14 protein-coding genes and 1 pseudogene are annotated in these 19578 nt (G+C 36.6%); 1 reads left to right on the top strand and 14 read right to left on the bottom strand.

Annotated elements, in window-relative coordinates:
• Positions 1 to 592: 592 nt before the first annotated feature.
• The 3 genes and pseudogenes from RWZ99_RS03515 to RWZ99_RS03505 all read right to left on the bottom strand — a co-directional run.
• Positions 593 to 7171 carry a S8 family serine peptidase gene (locus RWZ99_RS03515; protein WP_314676377.1) on the bottom strand — a complete coding sequence of 2193 codons (6579 nt, stop codon included), beginning with the start codon at positions 7169 to 7171 and terminating at the stop codon, positions 593 to 595.
• A 685-nt stretch (positions 7172 to 7856) separates the two neighbouring features.
• Positions 7857 to 8318, bottom strand: coding sequence for an N-acetyltransferase (locus RWZ99_RS03510; RefSeq protein ID WP_314676379.1), 462 nt, complete (start codon positions 8316 to 8318; stop codon positions 7857 to 7859).
• Between the two features lie 77 nt (positions 8319 to 8395).
• A pseudogene (locus tag RWZ99_RS03505) lies at positions 8396 to 8536 on the bottom strand (ABC-2 family transporter protein); the annotation flags it as partial.
• Positions 8537 to 8861: 325 nt separating this feature from the next.
• Here RWZ99_RS03505 and RWZ99_RS03500 point away from each other — a divergent pair.
• A complete protein-coding gene (locus RWZ99_RS03500) occupies positions 8862 to 10118 on the top strand; it encodes an ISL3 family transposase (protein WP_314676375.1) in 1257 nt (418 codons plus the stop codon).
• A gap of 323 nt (positions 10119 to 10441) precedes the next feature.
• Here the strand turns inward: RWZ99_RS03500 and RWZ99_RS03495 are convergent, their stop codons facing one another.
• The 11 genes from RWZ99_RS03495 to RWZ99_RS03445 all read right to left on the bottom strand — a co-directional run bounded on the left by RWZ99_RS03495 (position 10442) and on the right by RWZ99_RS03445 (position 19533).
• A complete protein-coding gene (locus RWZ99_RS03495) occupies positions 10442 to 12214 on the bottom strand; it encodes a DUF262 domain-containing HNH endonuclease family protein (RefSeq protein ID WP_314676374.1) in 1773 nt (590 codons plus the stop codon).
• 307 nt (positions 12215 to 12521) lie between these two features.
• Positions 12522 to 13124, bottom strand: coding sequence for a response regulator transcription factor (locus RWZ99_RS03490; RefSeq protein ID WP_314676371.1), 603 nt, complete (start codon positions 13122 to 13124; stop codon positions 12522 to 12524).
• The gene (locus tag RWZ99_RS03485) at positions 13121 to 14215 is read right to left on the bottom strand and encodes a sensor histidine kinase (protein ID WP_314676369.1); all 1095 of its coding nucleotides are present in this window, start codon (positions 14213 to 14215) and stop codon (positions 13121 to 13123) included. Before RWZ99_RS03485 ends, RWZ99_RS03490 begins: the two co-directional genes overlap by 4 nt.
• Complete coding sequence (locus tag RWZ99_RS03480; protein ID WP_314676366.1) at positions 14208 to 14945, bottom strand: ABC transporter permease; 738 nt, start codon at positions 14943 to 14945, stop codon at positions 14208 to 14210. The genes RWZ99_RS03485 and RWZ99_RS03480 overlap by 8 nt, the downstream gene beginning before the upstream one ends.
• Positions 14945 to 15823 (bottom strand): ABC transporter ATP-binding protein, encoded by an 879-nt coding sequence (locus RWZ99_RS03475; protein WP_314676364.1) that lies wholly within the window; start codon positions 15821 to 15823, stop codon positions 14945 to 14947. Before RWZ99_RS03475 ends, RWZ99_RS03480 begins: the two co-directional genes overlap by 1 nt.
• Complete coding sequence (locus RWZ99_RS03470; protein WP_037610444.1) at positions 15816 to 15995, bottom strand: hypothetical protein; 180 nt, start codon at positions 15993 to 15995, stop codon at positions 15816 to 15818. Before RWZ99_RS03470 ends, RWZ99_RS03475 begins: the two co-directional genes overlap by 8 nt.
• Before the next feature lie 10 nt (positions 15996 to 16005).
• The gene (locus tag RWZ99_RS03465; protein ID WP_004182317.1) at positions 16006 to 16215 is read right to left on the bottom strand and encodes a hypothetical protein; all 210 of its coding nucleotides are present in this window, start codon (positions 16213 to 16215) and stop codon (positions 16006 to 16008) included.
• A 162-nt stretch (positions 16216 to 16377) separates the two neighbouring features.
• On the bottom strand, positions 16378 to 17316 hold the full coding sequence (locus tag RWZ99_RS03460; RefSeq protein ID WP_314676361.1) for a bile acid:sodium symporter family protein: 939 nt from the start codon (positions 17314 to 17316) through the stop codon (positions 16378 to 16380).
• Positions 17317 to 17458: 142 nt separating this feature from the next.
• Positions 17459 to 17908: a cytidine deaminase gene (locus tag RWZ99_RS03455; RefSeq protein ID WP_314676360.1), complete on the bottom strand. Its 450-nt coding sequence runs from the start codon at positions 17906 to 17908 to the stop codon at positions 17459 to 17461.
• 15 nt (positions 17909 to 17923) lie between these two features.
• On the bottom strand, positions 17924 to 18655 hold the full coding sequence (locus tag RWZ99_RS03450; RefSeq protein ID WP_314676358.1) for an ABC transporter permease: 732 nt from the start codon (positions 18653 to 18655) through the stop codon (positions 17924 to 17926).
• Positions 18652 to 19533 (bottom strand): ABC transporter ATP-binding protein, encoded by an 882-nt coding sequence (locus RWZ99_RS03445; RefSeq protein WP_314676357.1) that lies wholly within the window; start codon positions 19531 to 19533, stop codon positions 18652 to 18654. Before RWZ99_RS03445 ends, RWZ99_RS03450 begins: the two co-directional genes overlap by 4 nt.
• Positions 19534 to 19578 lie beyond the last annotated feature (45 nt).

Raw genomic sequence — 19578 nt, 5'->3', positions numbered from 1 at the left:
CATTACGCATAACAAACTTTACGATTACTCTTTGACCCAAAATCGATAAGGCTGTCTATGCCGTATTATTGTAACACCTTGTTTCAAAAAATACCAGATGAGGTGTTTTTTTAGCATGCCCATTTATGGATCAAAAAGGGTTAAAAATAAGACAGTAACCTCAGAATAGCTACTGTCTTATCTCTTTTTTTACTTAAAGCCTTGATAGAGTTGACAAATGGTAGAAAAGAGCCATATTTAACCTGTCTACTTGACAGGGGGCATATCAATAGCGGGTGGTTTATTTGTTTCGCACCTTCGGAGCGAAACGGACTAATAGTCACATAATAAAAAGGAATTAAGCAACCAAACGCTACTTAATTCCTTGAAATTGTCTCATCACCTCTATTAGCCTTTAAATTTTGATAGACTCTATTTTCTAATTAATATGACCAATATTGTCAATACTAACCCTTTCAATCAATTCATTAGTTGTCGAAACTAAGTACATTAATAAATCCAAAAAGAGTATCAATAGTAAAGTAAACTAAATAATTGAGTTATAAATGGCTATTTTCACAAAATTGTTTCATCTATAGCTTTTGTCTTAATCTTAATCTTTTTTCTTCAATCCAAGAAATGCACCTACAGTAAACATTATTCCGGCAACTAATGACATGAAGACTTCGCTAACTGTTCCGGTTTTTGGCAACCTATCATTGTTAGTAGTTGATTTACTATCAATATTGGTATATTTATTATCTATGTTCTCTGGTTCATTAAGATAAACTTCCTTCTTATTTTCAAAGTTTTTATCATTTTCATCAGGAACTTTAGCTGTGACATCCTTAGTTGAATCAGATTTGTGTGAATGATTTTCTCTTTGTAAATCCTCCTTTTTGTAATTTTCATCTAAGTGACTATGATTTTCTTGCACGTTATCTTTCTTTTTCGATACATCAAAAGTAGGTTTATTTTCCTCCTCCTTTTTCTCCTCTATTTTCTTGAATACAGGTTTTATAAGAGTATCTTTTGATACATTAATAACATAGCCAGCATCTTTTTTCCCTTCGACACCAGAAATTTCCCAGCCATCAAATTGATATCCTTTTTCTAATTCACCCTTATAGACAGGTAAAATGAAATCTTCTTCCGACACTATCGTTGAACTCATTTCTTTTCCATTTTGAATGGTCACAGTTACCGTATGAGGTTTTAGTTCGCTTACCTCTCCCGTATCTTTGTTTAAAATGAATTCTTTTACGGTTGTATTTCTTGCAAAATCTTTTACAACAATCTTAATGTTTAGTGTCTTATCTGTTAGTTGTTTAATATCATCAAATGATTTATATTCTTTTCCATTTACATAAATATGTTTGTCTTGAATCTCACCATCGAATCCATTATTTCTTTTATCATTGATATTAAAGACTACAGATTTTCCGTCAGCATATTCAATACTAGTATTTCCCTTAGGATCAATGTTTACTTCTGGTTTAACATTATCATATAAAAATTGATAGTGTACTCCAACCGCTTTCGCATTCAAATCGCTATAGCCAGTTTGAAGATAAACATTTCCATCCATATCTGTTACCTTATCTGGGAATCCGTTTGCTTTATAGTCTTTCATTCCCCAGTCCATGATGTCACCGTCTTTAACATTAAGCTTAATATTAAAATCTCTAGTGTTATCAATGTGTAAATCTCCGTAGATTAAATAATTATCTACAACCGATTCATTAACTCTCAACTCCCAGTTAAAACCACCCTTATCAGAAATCTTACCTCTTAAATAAAATTCTGGATTTCGTACATAAATTTTATTAGATTTAGATGGATTAAAGTAGTTCTTGTCCATTGAAAGATTTACTGGTTTTGCATCAATAAATAACATAGAGCCATCTTCTTTTATAGCTTCTACGTTGGACTCATCCTCCCCATGATACTCTTTATCATCTTTACCAAATAATACCAGTTTAGAAGAATCTGTTACAAGATTTCCATCTTTATCGATTGCCTCCCCTTTATCATTCATTTTAAAGGTAAACACTTGATATTTTACAATGTTAAAGCCATCCAAAGCCGACATTAATACTGATTGAGTACTTCTTCCATCTTCAACATTTCTACTATCAGCATAAATTATTTTTTCTGATAGGACTCTTAGATTAGGATTGGCCTTTTGTATTTTTGCTATATCTTCCTGGCTATAAACTCCATTTCCTTCTAACATATCCGTTTTTCCAGGATTATAGGTAGTCACTTTTAGTGCATAGCCTTTTCTTAGAATGATGTTATCCTTTAACAGATATTGTTGTTTTTCTGAATCAGAATAGATTTTACCAGATTCCATTTCCGTTAAATTGTTTGGTTTGTTCTTTGAAAGATCACCTTCTCCTAATTCTATTACATTCCCATAACTTGATGTATAGGGATATTCTGTTTTAGTTTCCTTATTTTTTTCAGGCATTCTAATTTTAGTTTCAGCTTTTATCTGATCATCATCTTTAACAAAGAATCTCATATCTCCTGCAAAAGCTAATCCATCCACAATATCATTAATATTAGCGTATAAATCAAATGTCATCGTTTTTGAGTGGGAATCATACTTAGTCGTTTTGATTTCTACAGATCTATAGTTATTGCCGTAATATACCTTGGCATTTTTAGAAACATTACTTATCTTTCCAAGAATTTCAAAGTGTCCATCTTTAGACGGGCTTAGAACACCATAAATTTTTGATTTGATTTCGTCAAGTTTTTCAGTTTCATATTGTAAGGCACTACCATCGTCATAAGCAATGATATTTCCCTTATCATCGTATTTATAATCGTATTCCTCTGTTCTCTTACCAGTTTCACTTGTAAAGTCATCAACTTCTCTAAATTTCTTTTTAATGAGTTTCTTTAAGTCTTTACTTTCAAAATCTCTAATTGTTGAAATAGTTTTATGAATAGTCAAGCTTGATTTTTCTTCGATAGACTCTTCATTTTCTTGATGATTTTCTTCCTCAGTTGTATCTTTTTTAAGACTATCCTCTTTTCTATTTTCTAAATTTTTAAATTTAGATTCGGAAATCTCGCCAAGCTTTTGGTATTTAGATGAATCTTGATCAGGATCTACTAGATAATAGGAAATCATCCCCTTTTCATCAGCATGATCAGCAAATTTAATTCTATGAATCTTTGTGAAATTGCTAGATCCATCTAATGCAATGACTTCAATGATTTTTCCTCTTAAATCTCCTGCACCATTAATTTCATAAATAGTATTTCCGTCTTTGTCTAGTTTCCTATTTCTTCCTTGACCCTCACCTGCATAAGTTACTTCAAGATTTTTCTCAACCTCTCCATCTTCATTAACCAGAGCGGCGCCTGCATACCAAACTTCGTTTGCAATCTCGTCAAATTTTTCAGGATGTTCTTTTTGATCTCTCGCAAATAAGGTTTCATTCTTGTATTGATCTTTTACCTTGTGATAAGTATCCTTTGTAATCAACTTAATTTTTTCAGGATTTGAAAAATCAACCGAAACAATCTTAGGGGCTGTATTATCAATTTTTACAGGAATATAGGAAACCTGCCATGGGTAATCTTTAGTTAATCTATATTTAAATTTATAGAAATATTGACCTTCTGCAATCGGTTCAAATTGTCCTCTTATCTTAGTAGCAGGATCTTTGGTATCCTTGCTTTCTGGTGCATTTTCTTCTCTACCTCTAGGGTTATAGATGAGTCCATCCCATTTCAAGTCGCTCCAAACTTTTAGCTTAGAAGATTTGATTCCCTTTGCATCATTTCTCTTAGAGTTTAAAATTCCTCTAATAAAGTGTTCTCTCGAAATGACTTTTAAGTCTCTTTGATTTTCTCCCTCTTTATTTGTATTTACTATTGAAATCAATCCTTCTTCTGCACTTCTTAATACAAGTGGAGAAGGTGTTAATCCTCTCCCAAGTTGAGCATCTTGAGGATTTCCATTTGAATCTAAAGGATAAATTTTAGCAATATTAGAACCACTTGATGATGGTGCGTTGATCCCTTCGTTATTGAAAGCAAACAATTCTGGATTTTGATCTAGGGATGTTGTATTTTTATCTTTTCTATTTTGTATAACTCCTGCTGGATTAAATTTATCTATACCTTCTCCACCAATCCCCTTATTTAAGGTTCCTGGAATTTTCGGTTTGCCATCATCATCATAACCTTCCATTGTTTTTGATTTTGAACCTTCTTCCCAGGCCCATTTATCAAGGATTGGTTCGTGGTTCCAATTCCCAGCAAATCCCATTAGAGGCATCGATAAAGAAGGTTGGAAGTTTATTTTCTTCCCGTTGGAGTTCAGAGCTTCCATTTCTTCCACTGACTCAAAATGAATAAATGATTCTACAAATTTATTTTTGTTTTTAGCCTCCCCAACATTTATAACCGCATTTAAATCAAAGCTAGAATTTGGACCTATAGTGAAAGTGTCATGCTCAAATGTAATATTTGCTCCTTTGATTTTTTCTGGGTGGATTTCTGGAACAATTTGCTTACCATCTGGAGATTTTTCATCTTTGTATGTTTCATCCAGTTTGAGTCTGTCAGTTAGAGCATCTGTAGTTATAGCAGATGCTGAAACTTTAAAGGTTAAAGGTCTGTTTGATGTATTGTGAAGCTTAATTGTAAAATATTTTTTATCTCCTTTTATTTCTTTAAGAGAAATAGAACCATAAGAGTTTACCAAACCTTTAGAATCCGTGTTTTTAAAAGTAGCTACGACTTCATTTCTCAAAGCATTGGCAACATTAATTAGCCCTGCTCCCTGTTGTCTAGGTGATGCAAAGTATTGACTTTTTTCTTTCCAAGAAGTTGCATCCATCATAGGGCGTGCAGTATTTTGTAGGGCTATTTTTGTAAGACTTGTAAGATCTATTTTGTCATCTCCCTTAAGATTTTTCAACACAGGTCTTTCAAGCATTTCCTTTAATTTTGGTCTAATCAAAACAGTAGAAGCTGCCACGATTGGAGTTGCCATACTAGTCCCTGACATATAACCATAAGTTGATTTCCCATTAATGACATTGAGAGTGGATTTAATATTTTTACCGGGTGCTGAAACATCTGGTTTTAAAAGTAAATCTATTCGTGGTCCCCAAGATGTGGACCCTGCTGGAACGATGATCTCTTCTTTATACAGTTCTTTGTCTGTGTCAGGTGCAAACTTAAAGTCAATCTCTTTTTCGTCACCTACATTCGGTTTATTAGAATTATAGCTTGCCATATCAATTGGATAGTATTGCTCCAATTTATCTTTAAAATCTTCTTTATTATTCCTTTTAACCTCAGTTTTTTTATCAGGGTTAATCATGTTCCATAACTTTACACCATCATCTCCTGAAATTGAAAAAACTTGACTAGTAGTTCCTTCATCCTCCTCATATCCCATAGCTGGAAGCTCTGTCCAATTATCTCTATTGTAGTAATTTACAGTATTTACAACCATAATGCCACGTGCACCCTTATCCGTTGCACGTTTAAAAGCATTTTTTAACTCCTTTGTATAAATTCTATCCATTACTGCAATTTTGCCTCTAAGATCCAATCCTATCAAATCTTTGTCTTGCCCCTTGCCTATATATACAAATTTTAATTTACTAGAAGCTTTTGATCCATCTTCATTTGTTATGATTTTATTCTTATCGAAAAAGGCACCTATATTTCTGTATTTAAAACTTTCTCCACCTATGTTAACTTTATCAAACTCAACTGTTTGATTTTTAGCAGATGCGACTGCTATCGCATCTTCATGTGCTGCAGTTCGTGTTACATTTCCAGTGTCGGTCATTTTCAGATTATTATTTGCCACTAAATCCCATGAAGAACTTGAAGCAGAAGTCGCATAGTTACCCGTAGCTACAACCATTGGAATGCCTGCTTTTCTTAATGCTCTAATAGCTTGCCAATATTTCTCACCTACAAGACCTGTTCCTGTAAAGCCAGATGATATCGAAACAACATCGACATTGTGTTTGATCGAATCTTCAATAGCATGAAACATTGTTTCATCTCCTGCGAAGCCAGATCCTGCGTCAGAGTACATTTTATAAGAGAAAATCTGTGCATTAGGAGCAATTCCATCTATTCCGTTAAAGTTTTTAATATCTTTTTCAGTATCATTTCCCGCAAGAATCCCTGCAATATGCATCCCATGTGGATCAAAATAATCGCTTCCATCATCAGCTTTTTCTACAGTAATTTTACCACCATTATAATAATTGAAAGCATGAGGGATTTTATCACTCAACCAGAAATTTTTATCAGTACCTTTTAAGTCTTCTTTTTTAAATCTCATTGAGTCTTTAGCATCATCATCAATCCTCATGGCCTTATGCCTATAATCTGTCCCCGTATCGATATTTGAAATGACCATACCTCTACCATCAAAATTTTTACCAAATGGAGCATTGATAGATTTTAGGTAATCGATTGCCTCTTCAACTCCAATTTCTTTTCTAGCATGATTCATCATAGGTTGGACTTTTTGTGACCTTTCAACCGATGAAATACCTTCTATTAGTTTAATTATGTCCAGAGTATCTTTGGTTGTTTCAATAGCGCTACCGTTAAAAATTCTATCATAAGTATATAAAACTTTTGTATTCTTAAGATTTGATAGTTCCTTGATTGCTTTTTCTCCAGATTCTTTATCTTTAAATTCAGCAATATAGACAAGTTTATCCTCTTTTTTGGGACTTTCTGGGTCTTTACTTGCAGACGAGTCCGCTTTATCTCCTTGGGATTGATTGGAATTTTCTTCTTTGATTTTTGCTTCTTCATTGCTAGTGTTATTGTCTATCACAGGATTTTTACTAACAACTTCTTTTTCCTCAATATTGGAATTTTCTTCTTTGATTTTTGCTTCTTCATTGCTAGTGTTATTGTCTATCACAGGATTTTTACTAACAACTTCTTTTTCCTCAATAATTGTTGTTTTCTTTTCTTCAGTATCCTTTGAAGTTTCTATAACATTATGAATATCTTCAAGTTTTTCTTTGTTTTCGTTTTGTTTACCTATTACTGTTTCTTTATCAGATATTTTTAAAGAATCTTCAGAACTAGGTGTATCTGCTAGGATTACCTCATTAGGGACATATGCTGCTAAAATAACTGCAGCTGTGGTTAATGACAATACTGTACTTTTTTTCATTTTAATTCCTTACATATTTATTTAACTTCCAATAGATAGTAAACTTTAACTTTGCTAGCATTTGTTATAAAAAGTTTTACTAATACTCTTCGAAGATCGCTTCAAACCGCGTCAACGTCGTCTTAGCGTATGTATGGTTACTGACTTCGTCAGTTCTATCTACAACCTCAAAGCAGTGCTTTGAGCAACCTGCGGATAGTTTTCTAGTTTGCTCTTTGATTTTCATCGAGTATAAGTATTATCTAGGAAATAGAGTAGTACATTTATATATAATTGTTAGCTCTCCAGAAAAATAGTATATCATTTAAAAAATTTAAGTCAAGAAAAATTAACCTACATTAATTTATTTTTTAATAAGCGTTAAAAACATAGAGTCAAAAAACTTTCGTAGTTAGCTGGGGTACATTATCAGAACATTCACACCATCAAAAATAGTAGCAATCAACTTAAAGCACTAGCAACATCACAAAGTCAAACATCATTAATGAAATATCAGCGCTATTAAACAATATAAAAAACCGCTAAGAATAAGACTTAACGGTTATCTTCTACATATCTATTTTTTCAAATCCTCAGTCGTTTATCTACCTATAACCTAGACTTTACGAGTGCCTTGCTCTACCAACTGAGCTAAATTGGCTAACACTTTTATAGTATGGCACTCTCAATTTTTTGTCAGGAAGTTTTAAACGATTTTCTTTATCAAAATCTGACAAGGATTTTGAGACCCCCAAAGTTGTGGAAAAATCTCTAATTTTTTAAAACCAACACTTCGATAAAAGACATTTGTTCGATCATAATCTTTATTAGAGCCTTCTGCTACTGTTTTCACTTGTAAATAATCAACGTTTTTGCGTGCTTCACTTTCTAAAGTAGCAAGCAATTGACTCCCAATTCCTCTACCTTGATGAGCTTTTTTTACACCGAGACAATCAATCTCTGCACAATCTTCACTAGAATAGGACAAGCTCACAAAGCCAAGCAAGTTACTCTCCTGAAAGGCGGCCCACACTTGCAAGTCCTTGGCTCCTTCGATGTAGGCTTGCGTGCTTTCTGGTATTCCAAACCATTCTGGCAAATCCTTTAAAACCTCAGCGACAACTGCCATTTTTTGATCTTCATCCTTGATTTCTTCGATTGTAAACATCATAAGTTCCTTTCTTGATTTTAGTTTTACTCTCCCTCTTACAATCCAGCACTTTCGTAGGCATCCAATCTCCTATCTCAGAGTTTGAGGGAAATAACAAAGAAAGCAAGAGAAATCAGAATCAAACCACCGATGTAAAAGAGCCCATCCTTGCCCTGCAAGAAATAACTGGCAGGATAGTAAGCCGTAAAAACAACTGGTACGATAAAGCCTAGAAGCTGCTCCTAAACATTCAAACACGATTTCTTATCTCCTAAAATCTGCCTTCTTTCTCACAACAGAAGGCATCAGTATGACTCTATTATAAAGCAGTTAAAAAAGGAAACCAAGTGTTATTCTCGCAAAAGAAAAAATAGTTTTGATACTTGAAAAAACAAAAAAGAGAAGACCGATTTGGTCATCTCAAGATTCGGTAATTTTGGCTCTATAATTTCTGTAGTGGGTAAAACCACCATAGGAATTATGGAGCCGATTTTGTTGTAGAAAAAAGCCCCATAAGACCTATAATGAAAAAGTGACCAAACCCTCATTAGAAAGAATCTTATGGAACAATTAAATTTTATCACAAACATACTCGGAATTAAAGACAAGAACATCATAATCTTGGATTATCTGGATGCTGGAACTCATAAAGAAATCATCGCTAAGCTAGATTATCCTGCTCCTAAGTGTCTCGATTGTCAAGGACAAATGGCTAAATATGACTTCCAAAAAGAATCTAAAATTCCCTATCTAGAGTGTGCGGGCTACAAAACTCTTATTCGATTAAGAAAACGCCGTTTTCGCTGTAAAGTATGCGGAAAAATGGCTGTCGCAGAAACTTCCTTAGTCAAAAAGAACCACCAAATCTCAACGATCGTCAACCAGAAAATCACTCAAAAATTAATCGAGAAAGTCCCTATGACTGCTATTGCCGAAAGTTTATCGGTCTCTACTTCGACAGTCATCCGTAAATTGAAAGAGTTCGAGTTCAAATCTGATCTTAACCACCTTCCAGAACACATGAGCTGGGATGAGTACAGCTTCAAGAAAGGTAAGATGAGCTTTATTGCACAGGACTACGATACAAGAAAGATCGTAGCTATCCTAGATGGACGGACTCAAGCAACTATTCGCAATCATTTCCTTCGTTATTCTAGACAGGTGAGAAGTCGAGTAAAAGTCATTACCATGGATATGTTTAGTCCTTACTATGATATTGCCAGAAAACTATTTCCAAACGCTAAAATCGTCTTGGATCGCTTTCACATTGTACAACATCTAAGTCGTGCTATGAATCGTCTTCGCATCCAAGTCATGAATCAATTTAATAGGAAATCTCACGAATATAAAGCAATGAAACGTTACTGGAAACTCATTCAACAGGATAGCCGTAAACTCAGTGATAAACGTTTTTATCGACCAATTTTTCGGTCACATTTGACCAATAAAGAGATTCTAGAAAAGATACTTGCCTACTCTCAAGAACTTAGAGAGCACTATGAGCTCTATCAACTGTTACTATTTCATTTTCAAGAGAAACAGGCTGACCATTTCTTTAGTCTTATTGAAGAAACAATTTCTTCTGTAAATCCTATTTTTCAAACTGTTTTTAAGACCTTTTTGAAAGATAAGGACAAGATCATGAATGCACTGGAACTTCCCTACTCAAACGCAAAACTAGAGGCTACCAATAACCTCATCAAAGTCATCAAGCGAAATGCTTTTGGCTTCCGGAACTTTGACAACTTTAAAACTAGAATTCTCATTGCTTTGAACATCAAAAAGGAGAGGACCAATTTGGTCCTCTCCAGATTGTAACTTTTCATCAACCCACTACAGTTGACAAAGAGCCGTAATTTTCAGCAGTACAGCTGATTAACATTCGGTGATTTTGCAAAATAGAAAAACAATGACTATTTTTAGTTTAAGAGCGAGGGGAGAAACCTCATTCCTTAACCTTGATATAAGTATATCATAATATGTCTTGTATTCGAAGCTAAGAGGATACTTTATTTCACTTTATGACTAAAAAATATACCAAGGAATTCAAAGAAACTATATTTCAACTCTGCATTCCTAGTAGATCCGTTGTATCAGCAATCCAAATTATTATCTTCTCTAAATATAACTAAAACTAAAAATCACAATTCAAATACAAAATCTGCTATTCGTTTTGCTGCTTTCTCTGTAGCTAAATCAATATCCTCTTTAGTCCAAGTATCTTTGGTATACGTCACGAGAGACTGAGCTATTGGAAACTTACTACCAATATATCCATTACCTTTAGAGATATGATTTTCCTTCTTAGTTCTAAACCAGGCATCTCCAATACCACGATTTATTTCTGATTCAAGTAGAATCTTGTTACCTAACTTTTCAGCATATTCACGAAATTCATCCGAATCATTGACACCTATATCATGCATGATGTGGTCTCTATTAATCCCACTTTTTGGCATAACATGTTCGATGTCTATATTTCCGTCAAGCTTTAGATTCATATCATGTTCGGATGCAAAAAGGTACTCATTCACATAAATAAGAGCATTTGAGACTCCACTCTCTAAAAGTGTTTGTTTAACATTTTCATATTCAAAATTTAAACGTATATGCTCTCTAACCTTATCAATCAATGACTCTGTTGAGAACGCATCGACTTGACTATACATCAAATTGATTTCCTCAAGAAAGCCTTTGAACAATCCATGGCTATACGATAACTCAGACAATTCAATTAAGATACCAATTCGCATCAGGTACTCAATGTATCTCTTATCATCACGGAAAAATAGATAGCTACTCACAAATGGCTTTAAATTACCATTTAGTTGGCTAATTACTCTACCAATTGAAGTTTCTGATGTAAGCAAATAAGTATTGAGTATCTTTTTCAAATCATCTGTGAAGACAATATCATCATTAAGAAGTTCCTTATTCTTATTAAAGAATGCACGTATACCTGGATTTCTTCTCTCAGTACCATTTTGTTGCGATAACTTCGTGAAAATATAATGAGTCATCAATGCGTTCAAATCAAGACTTGACTTGTCTGCCCAATCTACTATCTCCTGCCAATTATTTTCAAATGTTTTTCTATCCGCAGCACTAGCAGTTGTTTTGGAAACAATGACTTCAATTGGAGTCAATGGTACACCAGTACCGTTTAAAGAGTTAAAAATATTAATAGCTTGGTCAGTATTGAAACTTGTAATAGTGATGACTTGGCAATTTTTAATAAAATGATTAGCAAAATTTATGCAATTAAGAACACTCAATTCATTGCAAGTATTGTAAAAATATCGGAAATTTTTGTAGAAGTTCGTATAGCGATTGTCTTTTTGGCGACGGTATATTTGATGAACATTCTGTTTTATTTCTTCAAAATTGCGTCCAAGTAGAATAGCCTGCATGTCAAAAGCGTATTTTTCTGAGATGGAATCATTAATGTACTTTATCATTTCAACAGTTGGGAATGATAGCCCATCGACAAAATCATCTAGTTCATCCTCAGACATATTAAACAGTAATGAAGCAATTTGTTCTTTTAGTCCGTTCAGTCTCTTAATAAGTCGTCTACCATCTGCATCGTCTTGAGGTTGGTTAGTTAATTCACTCTCAATTTTAAGTAACAATGCTTTTAATAACAACATAAAGGTAGTTGTTCTTTGTTGACCATCAATTAGTGTAACGTCATGATCCTCACCAGACTCTTGGGCAATCAACACTGCTCCAAAGAAGTAATTGTCCTGTGAATCTTTATCGAAGTTTTCCATATGCTGATTGATGTCTTCAATTAACTGATCACATTGTGCTACCTGCCACGCATACGGTCTCTGGTAGCTAGGAATATAAAATTCAGATTTAGAAAAATATTGTTCTATTGTTTGTAGACTTGGTTGAATATCATTACGCATGATGAACTCTCATTTCTTAAAATTTGTCTCAATATAATGAAACTACACTTCTTCCATATTATACCACAAAAACACTTCCATAATTAATAAAAGTAGAGACACTAATCATTGTGCCTCTACTTCAATCTAAATTTTTATTGACTGTTGAATTCAAGTAATATCATATTCTCACTTTTTCTCTTTCTTTTCGAACATACTATAATATTTCACTTCATCCATAAACTACCACCTCTTTTTAAATGTTTAGATAGATTATAAGCCACAAAAAAGCCACCATATGGTGACTTCATTCTTATAAACTCTCTCCTCATCCCAACCAGTCTTTTTCCTTGGCAATGCGGACGGCTTCTGTTCGGTTGCCTGCATCGAGTTTGGTCAGGATGGCTGTCATGTAATTTCGGACAGTTCCGTTTGAGAGAAAGAGGCTTTCTGCGATTTCTTGGTTGGTTGAACCTTGAGCCACCATGGCCAAGACTTCTTGTTCGCGTTGGCTGAGTGGATTATTGTCAAAGGCAACACCTTCAACTAGCTCTGGCGAGTACTCCTTTTGTCCTGCTAGGACATTATGGATGGTCGCCATGAGGTCACTGATGGACCGTTCTTTGAGCACGTAGGCATCTACGTGGGCTGCGAGGGCTCGTTTAAAATAGCCTTTTCGTTTGAAGGTGGTCACAATAACAACTTTCGTTTCACTTTGATTGGCACGGATCCACTCAAGAACATCAAGTCCAGTCTTTATCGGCATTTCAATGTCTAAAATGGCCACATCGACCTCTTCATTTTCCAAAAGGGTAATGGCTTCTTGACCATCACTGGCCGCATGGACTTCTTCGACATCGTCCTCCAGCATGAGGAGTTGGCAGAGGGCATCCCTCAACATTGACTGGTCTTCGGCGACTAATAATTTCATGCTTTTCCTCCCTCTTTCAAATGCACACGAATGATTGTTGGATCCGATTGAGACACAATTTCCAAGTCTCCATCTACCAAACTGAGGCGCTCTCTGATACTGTGTAGCTCTTGTCCTGTGACTTCTTCAAAGCCACAACCATCATCCTCAAACTCTAAAACAATCCCATAATGACGACTTAGACGAATCTGACAGCTATCAGCCTGGCTATGTTTGATGACATTATTGGCCAGTTCACGAAGTACCATAGATAAGGTAGACTGAGTAACTGGTGACAGGCTGTCTAAGTCAAGACTGCTGTCCACGGTCAAGACGATATCCGATAGGTCAAAGAGCCGCTCAAGTTCTAGCAACTCCTCAGCTACCGTTCGGTACTTGAGCTGATTGACAATCTCACGCACCTCGTACATGGAATCACGGCTAATCTGGTTCAATTCTTCCAGATTCTTTCTAGCAGCTTCATACTGCTCCTTGTCCATCTGTTTTAGAGCCAACTCGGTTTTGAGACTCATCATGGCAAAGGTGTGTCCTAAGGTATCGTGCAAATCACGACCTATACGATTGCGTTCATTTTCAGCGGACAGGATATTGATGGTACGATTCTTCTCCGCAAGGGCTTCTTCCATCTTTCTCTCCTGACACATACGGTTTTGAAAATAGTACATTCCCAAAGAAAAGATGATAATAGCCATAGACATGAGGTGGGTGCTCAAATCGTCTGTCAATAGGAAGGATGATGACGTCAAAATCAAGAGTGTCGCTAGAAAGGATAAGAAGCGATATGATGAAATGCTATCCTCAAAGCGCCAAACGAGAAGATTGACGTTGAAAAAAACAAACCACATCATCCCCCCCTGGAAGGTTATGGACATAAAGATAATGTAAGCTAGGGTGTAAAACCACAGAAAGGGAATCCACTTGCTATAAGCTTTTTTCAAATACACCATAAGGAGATAAGCGATGGTAAACAGTCCTGTCAAAACTAAGGTCCAAACTGGATAATACCCACCAAAGACTCCCAATACTGGGAAGACAAGGAAAATCAGACTAACAAAATAAGCGAAATCATTTTTCTGGTAAGTTCTAAACATGGTCACTTTCTCTGTAAGATTTGATAAAAAAGGCTAAGCCTGTAGCTATTGTAGCATAGACCAAGATAAAAATGAGTGATTTCCATGAAAATTCCCCTTTTTTCGCAAAATTGACCACCAATTGATTGATATGATAGATGGGTGTCCACTCAGAAATGTGCTGAACCCATTTTGGAAACATGGTTACTGGCATCCAAGAACCACCGATAATAGCAAGTCCAAGAAAAACAATATTTCCGACAATTGCCATGATTTGTTGAGACTTAATTTGAGCTAGGAGCAAGCCAAAGGATAGGAAGACTAGGCTTGACAAGAGTAACAGAGCACCTGAACCAAGCCAATGTGAGAATGGCATCTCAACTTCACGCGCAAAAGCTCCCACACAGAAAGTCACTAGGATAGCTACCATAAAGTTCATAAGAACACGGAAGATTTTAGAGAGGTAATAGGCCTGAATACTGATTTTTGAATGTTCGATATAGGTTAGCCAATGTTCCGTTTGGTCCTCTCTAAGCATATAGGGAAAGGTAAAGAAACCAAAGCTGGACATAGAGAATCCTGTCATGGTCAACATATAGGACAAGATAAAATCTTTTTGTGACGCTGGGTCAGGACTCATTTCCATACCTGAATACAAGAGGAAAAATCCGACGGGCATCCCGATAGACATGATAAAGACAGGCCAATTGCGCCATGTTTTTATCCATTCGATTTTAAGTAGTGCTTGCATTACTTGTCCTCCCTTGTGCTATCAAATAGGCTATCTAAAAGTGTCTTATTTTGAATTTCAATGTCAGAAATGCAACATCCTTGAGCTTGTAAACTACTCCAAATACTTTCAATATCTTTAGTCATAAAGGTTACAACATCACGTTTTTCAGTTACTTCATAAATGGCTGCCAGTTTATCAAGACTTGGCGCAAAGCGACTTGGTAAAGTGACTTGTTTTTCCTTTTCCTCGCTACGCATGGCATGTGGTGTAGTATCCCTGATGAGTTTCCCTTGATTGAGGACCAAGATACGGTCAGCTGTGTGTTCCACTTCTTCAATATAGTGGGACGAATAGAGGATGGTTACACCAGACTTTTTCAGGTCATTGATGATTTCCCAAAAGCGTTGGCGTGTCGTCGTATCCATCCCTGCTGTCGGCTCATCTAAAAAGAGAATGTCAGGCTTGCCAATGAGACAGAGGACAAAGGCAAGAAGACGTTTTTGTCCCCCTGAAAGTTTGTCCGCAAACTGCTGATACTGGTCGTCTTTGAATTGTAAGAGTGCTTGAATCTCTTCCTTAGATAATCCATTTTCAGAAATATCTTGGAAAAAAGCAATCAGTTCCTTAACCTTTAATTGTGAGGGAATGGTATTTTCTTGGAGGAGAACTGCAATTTGATCTTGTGCTTTTTCCTTTTTGCCCTTGATAAAGACTTGACCGCTACTGGCTTTCTTATCACCAAGTATGCAGGACATTAAGGTCGTCTTACCGGCACCGTTGGGCCCAATCAAGGCAAGGCAGTCACCTTGTCCCACCTCAAAACTAATATGATCTAAAATCGTTTTACCTTTGATCTTTTTGACAAGATTTGTGACTTGAAGGACCGTTTCACTCATGTTTGTGACTTCCTTTCTTTTGGTAGAATGCTAGAAAAACATAACAGGCTGCAACTGAGACGCCCATAACACTGTAGAGAATATCACTGCTACCATGAAATAGGACATAGGCAAAGAGGATAGTCCAAATTGCCGCTAGGAGCATGATGCTCAGTATTTTTAGTAGTTTCATGCTGAATCTCCTAGTTTTTCAATTCATTAATAACAAGGTCGATAAAACTTTTAGCCATAGTGATGAGAATGTAGGCTGAGATAGACAAGCCAATAATCATGCCTAGATTTGAGAAGATAGCTTCAAAGTTGCCTTTTTCAAAGATATCAGTAAACATGCTAAGTCCAGCAAAGACAGTTCCGATAACAGCGTAGATAAGGTAAGATGTTTTGATTTTCATGAGATGACCTCTTTCGTTTTTTTATTATTTCTAAGTTATGACTAAAGTATATCTTTTTAGTCACTCTCTTTTTAGCACCAGATGTCATGACATGACATGACATTTGTCATGTGACGTAAAGGCAAGAAAAAAAGCCAACCCAAGGTCAGCTTTTCATTTATCTTAATGACTATTTTTCGAATGGTTCTTCCACCATGATGAAAGGATAGAACCTGAGATATTGTGCCAAATACTAAAGATAGTTGATGGGATAGCAGCTTGTGGCGCGAAATATTTCATGGCAAGCGTTGCCCCCAAACTTGAGTCTTGCATACCCACTTCGAAGGTAATGGCTTTTTGTTGAGGTTCTTCCAAACCAAGGAGTTTTGAAAATCCAAAACCAAGGGCATAACCACAAAGATTGTGGAGAATGACGACCGGAATGACAAGAGCTGTCGCTGCTGTGAAAATATTGGCATGGTTGGCAGAAACAACCGCCCCAACAATCAAGAGGATAGCAACCTGTGAAATCAAAGGCATAATCTTAATGATGACATCGATTTTCTTACCAAAAATAGAGTGGATAACCACACCCAAAATAATAGGAACAACAACGATACGCAAGGTGCTAAGGAAAAGGTTTTGTGCAGGCACACTGACATATTGACCAGCCAAGAAGGACAAGAGCGTTGGAATCATAATTGGTGCCAAAAGAGTTGAAAGGGTTTCAATAGAAACATCCAAGGCGACATCCCCACCTGAAAGAAAGGCCATGACACTAGATGAAGTTCCGCTCGGACAAGACCCAACTAGGATAACACCTGCTGCCGTCGCACCCTTAAGATGGAAAATCATACAAAGCAGCCAAGCCAAACTAGGCATGATGACATAGTGGGCAACTGTCCCAAGAACAACCGGAATTGGATGCCTAGCAATACGCTTGAAATCCTCAGTGGTCAAAGTAAGCCCCATACCAAAGAGAATCAAACCAAGCAAGTAAGCTATATTGGGAATGACCCAACTACTTGTTGCTGGAAGGGCGTAGTTAAAAACAGCCCAGAGAATAACAGCTACAGTAAACCATTTGCTGAGCCATTTACTAAAAGATACAAGTGACTCCATAGTGAAACCTTCTTTCTATTTTCACGATATAGTATAGCACTTTCACTTTGAATTTCAAGGCGTGTTTGGAATTTTCTGAAATTTACTTCAAAAAATAAACCCTCGCACTTGAATCGCGAGAGTTTAGAGATTTCTATCACACTTAAGCCTCGTCTTCCGACTTCTCTTCAAATTGCTGAGCCCGTTCTTCTCCCCACCACAGTGGTAACAATTCCCCCAAAGTGATGGTCTGACGTGTCTCATAATCAACCATGAACTCCAAGTAACGATTGTCAGGATGGAGTTCCATTAATAATTCTCGACAAGCCCCACAAGGCATGCCAGAGGGTCCACCATGAGGTGGCTGGTCACGAAAGGCGATAATACGTTTTACCTTGGTCTGACCAGTTTCTTGATACATATTGAAAAGGGTCGCCCTTTCGGCACAAAGATGGAAAACACCACAAGTTCCTTCCATACAAAAGCCTGTGAAGATTTGTCCATCTTCAGCCTCCACCGCAGCCACGACATGATTAGCATAGATAAAGTCTGAGACTTCCTGGGGCTGATACAAGGCTTGAGTCTGTTCATACATTTTCTGCCAAATATCCATTATTTTTCCCTAACCTCAATCACTTTCTCTATGAGACTTAATAAAGAGTGCAAGCCCTGTTGCTACTACAGTATAAGTCAAAATAAATAAGAGTGATTTCCATGAAAATGTCCCGTCCTTTGCAAAATTAACGACCAACTCATTGACATGATAGACAGGTGTCCACTCAGAGATGCTCTGAACCCACTTAGGGAACATGGAAATAGGCATCCATGACCCACCCACGATAGCTAGGCCAAGGTAGGTGATATTTGCAACCACAGACATGATTTGTTGAGATTTAATCTGAGCAATAAGTAAACCAAATGCTAGAAAGAGGAGACTGGACAAGAGTAAGAGAGCACCTGATCCTAGCCATCTAAAGAATGGCATCTCTACATCTCGAACAAAAGCTCCCACACAAAAGGTCACAATGATAGCAACCATAAAATTCAGCAAAACACGAAAGATCTTAGATAGATAATAAGCCGAAATGCTGATTTTGGAATGCTCGATATAGGTCAGCCAATGCTCCGTTTGATCCTCTTGCAACATATAGGGAAAAGTGAACAATCCAAAACTAGACATGGAAAAGCCAGTCATGGTTAACATATAAGACAGCAAAAACTCTTTTTGGGCTTCTGGAGTAGGTGTTGAGACAATACTTGAGAAAAGGAGGAAAAAGCCAACAGGCATCCCGATTCCCATGATAAAGACTGGCCAGCTACGCCACGTTTTTATCCATTCTATTTTTAATAATGCTTTCATGACTTGTCCTCCCTTGTTGAATCAAACAGGCTATCCAAAAGTGTTTTATTTTGAATTTCAATATCAGAAATTCCACACCCCGAACCTTCAAGACTTTGCCATACCTTATCGATATCTTTGGTCATGAAGCTAATGACATCTCTCTTCTCAGTAATCTCATAGATGTCTGGCAGTCCGTGAACAATGCTAACAAAACTACCTGGCAGAGTAACCTGCTTCTCTTTCTCTTCATGTCGCATCGCGTATGGCGTGGTATCTCTGATAAGTTTCCCTTGATGGAGGACTAAGATACGGTCGGCTGTGTGTTCCACTTCTTCGATATAGTGAGAGGAATAGAGGATAGTTGTGCCAGCTTTTTTCAAATCATTGACAATCTCCCAGAAACGCTGACGAGTAGAGGTATCCATACCCGCTGTCGGTTCATCCAAAAAGAGGATTTTAGGTTTATCAATCAAACAAAGGACAAAAGCCAGAAGACGTCTTTGCCCACCTGAGAGTTTGTCCGCAAACTGCTGGTACTGGTCTTCCTTAAATTGCAGGAGTTTCTGAACCTCTTGCTTGGTCAAGGGGTTATCAGAAATAGATTGGAAGAAGGCAATCAACTCACTGACTTTCAAACTATTTGGAATGGTATTTTCCTGAAGGAGAACCGCAATTTTATTTTTGGCCTTACCTACCTTACCATCAATAAGGACCTGACCACTGCTCGGCTTTTTATCGCCAAGAATACATGACATCAAGACAGTCTTACCTGCCCCATTAGGGCCAATCAAGGCGACACAATCACCCTGGTTAATCTCAAAACTAATATCCTCTAAAATTGTCTTCCCCTTGATCCTTTTTCCAAGGGATGTGACTTGAATAACCGTTTCACTCATAGGTGTGATTTCCTTTCTTTTATAGAAGCCATACTAATTGACAAT

This window comes from uncultured Streptococcus sp. (genome assembly GCF_963545685.1).
Taxonomy (GTDB): domain Bacteria; phylum Bacillota; class Bacilli; order Lactobacillales; family Streptococcaceae; genus Streptococcus.
This window is presented reverse-complemented; position numbering and strand designations above follow the sequence as displayed.